This window comes from Mesorhizobium sp. P5_C1 (assembly GCF_054049815.1).
Window position 1 is genome coordinate 1 of the sequence record NZ_JBFULQ010000431.1, and the last position, 4,725, is coordinate 4,725.

The window sequence follows — 4,725 nt, forward strand, 5'->3', positions numbered from 1 at the left end:
GTGCTGAGCAACTGCGATTGGCTCTTCTGAAGGAGCAGATGGCAGAGGTAGACAAGCAGGAAAAACTGCGAGCGAGAGAGAATGAGGAACTCACGAAGTTTACGAACAGTTTCCTGAAGGACCAAGTGAACGACGATGAAATCGCAATGGTCCGCCGCCTGGTGATGAACGCTGTCAAGAATGGCAAGTACGAAGCACTAGTATACAGCTTCCCTTCGGACCTGTGTACCGACAGCGGCCGAGCCATCAACAGCTCTGATCCGCAATGGACGGAAACCCTCCAGGGTAAAGCCAAGCAATTCTACCAGCGCTACCTGGACATTGGGAAGCCGCAAGGTTACAAGCTCAAAGCCATGGTTATTAACTTCCCGGGCGGAGTTCCTGGTGACATCGGCCTCTTCCTCAATTGGGCGCCGGAACGCAAATAAAAACCAGTGGTGGTTTCTGAAGTGGCTGGTCAGGACACGTCCGGCACCACGTTGCGCGGAGTTGCATCGTCCACGAAGTCGTCGGGTCGCTTTTGGCGTTTGCTGAAGTTCGGTTTTTCGAACTCGACGTGCTCATAGGGGATTGAGCTCAGAATGTGCGAGATGCAGTTGATGCGCGCGCTCTTCTTGTCGTTCGACGGCACGATCCACCAAGGCGCATGCCTTGTGTCTGTTGCACGGATCATTTCGTTGTAGGCGTGGGTGTACTCCCACCAACGATTGTATGACTCAACATCCATCGGGCTCAGTTTCCACTGCCGAAGGGGGTCGTCGGCACGCTGCCGGAAACGCCGTTCCTGCTCTTCCTCACTCACATCGAGGAAGTATTTGAGCAACGTTACGCCGCCTTCTACAATGGCGGCCTCAAGAGTCGGCACCTGTTCGAGAAAGCGTCGCGCCTGCTTGTCGCTGCAGAAACCCATGACGCGTTCGACGCCGGGACGGTTGTACCAGGAGCGGTCGAATATGACGACCTCGCCTGCCGCAGGAAAGTGCGCGAAGTAGCGCTGCATATAGAGTTGGGTCTTCTCCCGATCGGTCGGCGCCGGCAGCGCGACGACCCGGAACACCCGCGGGCTGACCCGCTCGGTCAGGCGCTTGATCACTCCCCCTTTCCCGGCGGCGTCACGGCCCTCGAAAACGATTGCGATGCGGGCGCCAGTCTTCTTCACCCAAGCCTGAAGGTGAGCAAGCTCAACATGCAACCGGGCGAGTTCTTTCGCATAATTTTTCCCTTCCGATTTTTCCTCCACATGCTCAGATACGACGGCCGACTTGTTCTTCTTCTTACCCATGGGTTCCTCCCTTCAACACAACTCACACGGTGCAAATTCCTTGAACTATCATCCGCGGGCCTCGAACGCATGATACGCGTCTTCGAGAATGTCGAAAACCATGTCTGAGCCGATGTGCTCGATCACGCCGGCCCGAACAAGGATGTCCCGCGCTTCGGCATGAAGGTCCGCTAGGCCAAACCTGATCCCGCGATTGCGCAATTCGTCAAATAGCTCCTCCAGCATTGCCGCTGCCGAGCTGTCGATCTGGGAAATTGCACTTGCATCGATCAGCAGCCAGCGGGTGTCGATCGGCAATTCCTCGGCAATGGACCGCAGCCGCGATGCGACGTAATCGGTGTTGAAGAACAGCAGGCTGCCCTGGACAAGGCAAACAGCAAGGCCGGGCACCTGACGGGCCTCGGGCGTTCGATGCAGTTTGTAGAAGCCGTCATGGCCTGGAACACGGCCGAGCATGGCGTCGCGGGGAAACATCAGCTTGCGCAGAACATAGACGAGCGTCGCACCGATCGCGATGACGACCCCGTTGAGCACGCCCAGACCGATCGGACCCCACATCGCGATCAGCGCGAAGACGAACTCCATGCGGCTGATGCGCCAAATCTGCCTAAGGGCCGCGAGATCGATCAGGCTGATTGCAGTAGCCGCAAGAATCGCCCCGAGCGCAGGGATCGGGATAATCCTTAGGGTCTGCCCGAGAAACAGCAGTGTCGCGATCAGGGCCGCGGCAGCCACGATGCTCGAAACTTGCGAGCGTCCGCCAACGGACAAGTTAACCGCCGTGCGCGAGTCGGAGGCCGTAACCGGGAAGGCGCCGAAAAGGCTCGCGCCTATGTTCGCAGCGCCAAATCCGATGAGCTCGCGATTTGGATCGACCGGGTAGCCGCCTATTGCCCCAAAGCTGCGGGCTGTAATGATGCCGGCGCCGTAGCTCACGACGAAGATCGCCGCAGCGCCGAGGACCAGCGTCTGGATCGGAAGGCCAGCAATCGCTGGCAACGACAACGAGGGCAACCCTGTCGGAATATCGCCGACTACGGCAATGCCGCGTCCTTCAAAGTCGAAGACGGCTGAAAGCACTACGGCGAGGACTACAACCAGCACTGGCCCGGGAACCGGAAAACGCATGATCCGTACGATCTGCAACAAACCGAACATCCCCATGGCCAGCAGGAGAGACTGCCAATGTATCGATCCGGCCTTGCGCAGAAGTTCGAGGACCGGTCCGAGCAGGCCTTCCGCCTCGATCTTGACTCCGGTGAAGCGACCGATTTGCCCGATCAGGATCGAAAACGAAATACCGATGAAGAACCCCGTCAGAATGGGGCGCGAGAGGAAGGTCGCAAGAACGCCGAGCCGAAGCACCCACGCCGCCAGGCACAACAGCCCAACGCCAAGCGCAAGGACTGCTGCGACCGCTGTTCGGTCCACTTCGAGTCCGACTGGCACGCTCGCTGTAACGGCAACTAAAACCGCCGCGAGCACCGTCATCGTAGCCGCGTCCGGGCCGACTATGAGCTGACGCGAGGGGCCAAAGATCGCGTAGGCCACCAGCGGCGCGATACTCGCGTAGATGCCGGTCTCTGGCGGCAGGCCCGCTATCGCGGGGTAGGCGATGGCACTGGGAAGCCCAACCGCGGCAACTGCAAGCCCGGCGGAAACATCGCTTCGCAGCCAGCCCAGTTGATAACCGGAAAGGCTTGCAGGCACGGGAAGGCGAACGCCCACCGGGTTGAATCCTTAGCTGGCATAGTAATTTTATTAGCGTAAACTAAGTCTACAGATTTGTAAAAGGCCTGACAACAATCAGCCATGAGCGAGATCGAGTTAAAATTTCTCCTCGACGAACCGACGTCGACCCAACTGAGCGCGCGCGTGAAGGCGCTTAAGCTGGCTACTGGCCACCCGAAAACCAGGACGCTCAGAAGCATCTATCTCGACACCCCTGGTCATGCGCTGAAGAAGGCAGGAGTCGCGCTCAGACTCCGGCGCGACGGGCGACGTTGGATACAGACCGTCAAGACCAAGCCAGAGCTGCATGGCGGCTTGTCGCAGGTTGGCGAGGTGGAGAATCCGGCTCCGGGCGGACGGCCATGTCTCGAAGCGATTCCCGACGCAGCGGTCCGGGAGGAGGTCATTCGCCGCGTGAACGGCGCGCCGCTTGAGCCCGTCTGCGAGACCGTGATCAGGCGTTCCGTCAGCGAGCTGTCCCTTGAGGACGGCACGCGTGCGGAACTGGCAATAGACATCGGCGAAATCCACGCGGGGGAGCGCTCGGCCGAGTTGCGTGAACTCGAGATCGAACTCATCGAGGGCAGCCTGGGCGGACTTTTCGACATCGCGCATCTACTGTTTCCTGACGGGGGCCTGAGGTTCTCCTGCCTTTCCAAGGCGGCGCGCGGCTATCTCCTCGCGGAACAGGGATGGATCGACCCGCCGCTCGCGCCCCGCAATGCCGAGGACGTTGCGCTCGATCGGGCTCAGATCGCCGAGCAGGCGGCACGCGACGTCCTTCGCGAGTGCCTCGAGCAGATCGCCACGAATGTCGTGGTCATCCGGAAGCTGGACGATCCCGAAGGGCCGCATCAGTTGCGGATCGGCCTGCGCCGATTGCGAAGCGCGTTCTCTGCCTGCGTTTCCGTTCTGAAGAGCCCGGAAATGACGCGGCTCAACATGGAAGCCCGCTGGCTTGGTCAGGAGGTCGGGCGTCTTAGGGATATCGACGTGGTGGCGAACGACATCGTGCGACGGGAGGCCGAGGCCCACGTGGATGAACCGGGTTTGCCGCCCCTGGCCGATGCTCTCTCGCAGCAGGCGGGGCGGCAGCGTGATCACCTTCGCAAGCTTCTCCCCGAGGCGCGCGTGCAGGCGTTCCTGATCGACCTGGCGCGGTTCGTGGAGGCGCGAGGCTGGCTCGTTCCTTAGGATTTTGGCCAGACCGAGCGGCTTGCAGCGCCGGTCGTCGAGTTGGCCGGCAAGGCACTCAGCAAGCGCTGGAAAAAGGTTAGCAAGCGCGCGCACGGACTTGAGACCTTGACGGTTGAGCAACGCCACGACCTGCGGAAAGAGCTGAAGACGCTGCGCTATACGGTTGAGTTCTTCTCTCCCTTGTACCCGGCGAAACGTGTTGAACAGTTCCTGAAGCAATTGAAGAAACTTCAGGCGGTCTGCGGCGACCTGAACGACGCGGCGATGGTCAGAGCCATGTTGACGGGGCCGGAAGCGCACGGCGCCGGCGATCCGACCGCGCAACGCGCCATCGGATGGGTGATCGGGGCGAGCCAGGCGCGTGCCGAATTCGGCTGGGCCGGCGCAAAAACCTTGTGGGAAAACCTGGATGAGATCCGCCCCTTCTGGAAGTAACTCGGCACCGCGACCGACATGTCTGACACAAGCGCCAATGGGTGCCTAATTAGTCTTGGTTGAAACGCGTCGTATAATGC

The 4,725-nt window shown here is 60.3% G+C and carries 3 protein-coding genes and 1 pseudogene; 2 read left to right on the forward strand and 2 right to left on the reverse strand.

All coding sequences use genetic code 11. The features are described 5' to 3' along the window. Positions 1-428 (forward strand): histidine kinase (locus ACXJ7R_RS25040; RefSeq protein WP_457154168.1); only part of this gene is annotated, 428 nt, incomplete at its 5' end. Between the two features lie 29 nt (positions 429-457). On the opposite strand, the gene ppk2 is transcribed toward ACXJ7R_RS25040, so the two are convergent. Beyond that, a complete protein-coding gene (gene ppk2, locus ACXJ7R_RS25045; RefSeq protein ID WP_457154169.1) occupies positions 458-1,282 on the reverse strand; it encodes a polyphosphate kinase 2 in 825 nt (274 codons plus the stop codon). A 48-nt stretch (positions 1,283-1,330) separates the two neighbouring features. Continuing rightward, positions 1,331-3,010, reverse strand: coding sequence for a SulP family inorganic anion transporter (locus ACXJ7R_RS25050; RefSeq protein ID WP_457154170.1), 1,680 nt, complete (start codon positions 3,008-3,010; stop codon positions 1,331-1,333). Positions 3,011-3,094: 84 nt separating this feature from the next. Here ACXJ7R_RS25050 and ACXJ7R_RS25055 point away from each other — a divergent pair. Continuing rightward, positions 3,095-4,645, forward strand: a pseudogene (locus ACXJ7R_RS25055) (CYTH and CHAD domain-containing protein). The last annotated feature ends 80 nt before the right edge of the window (positions 4,646-4,725 follow it).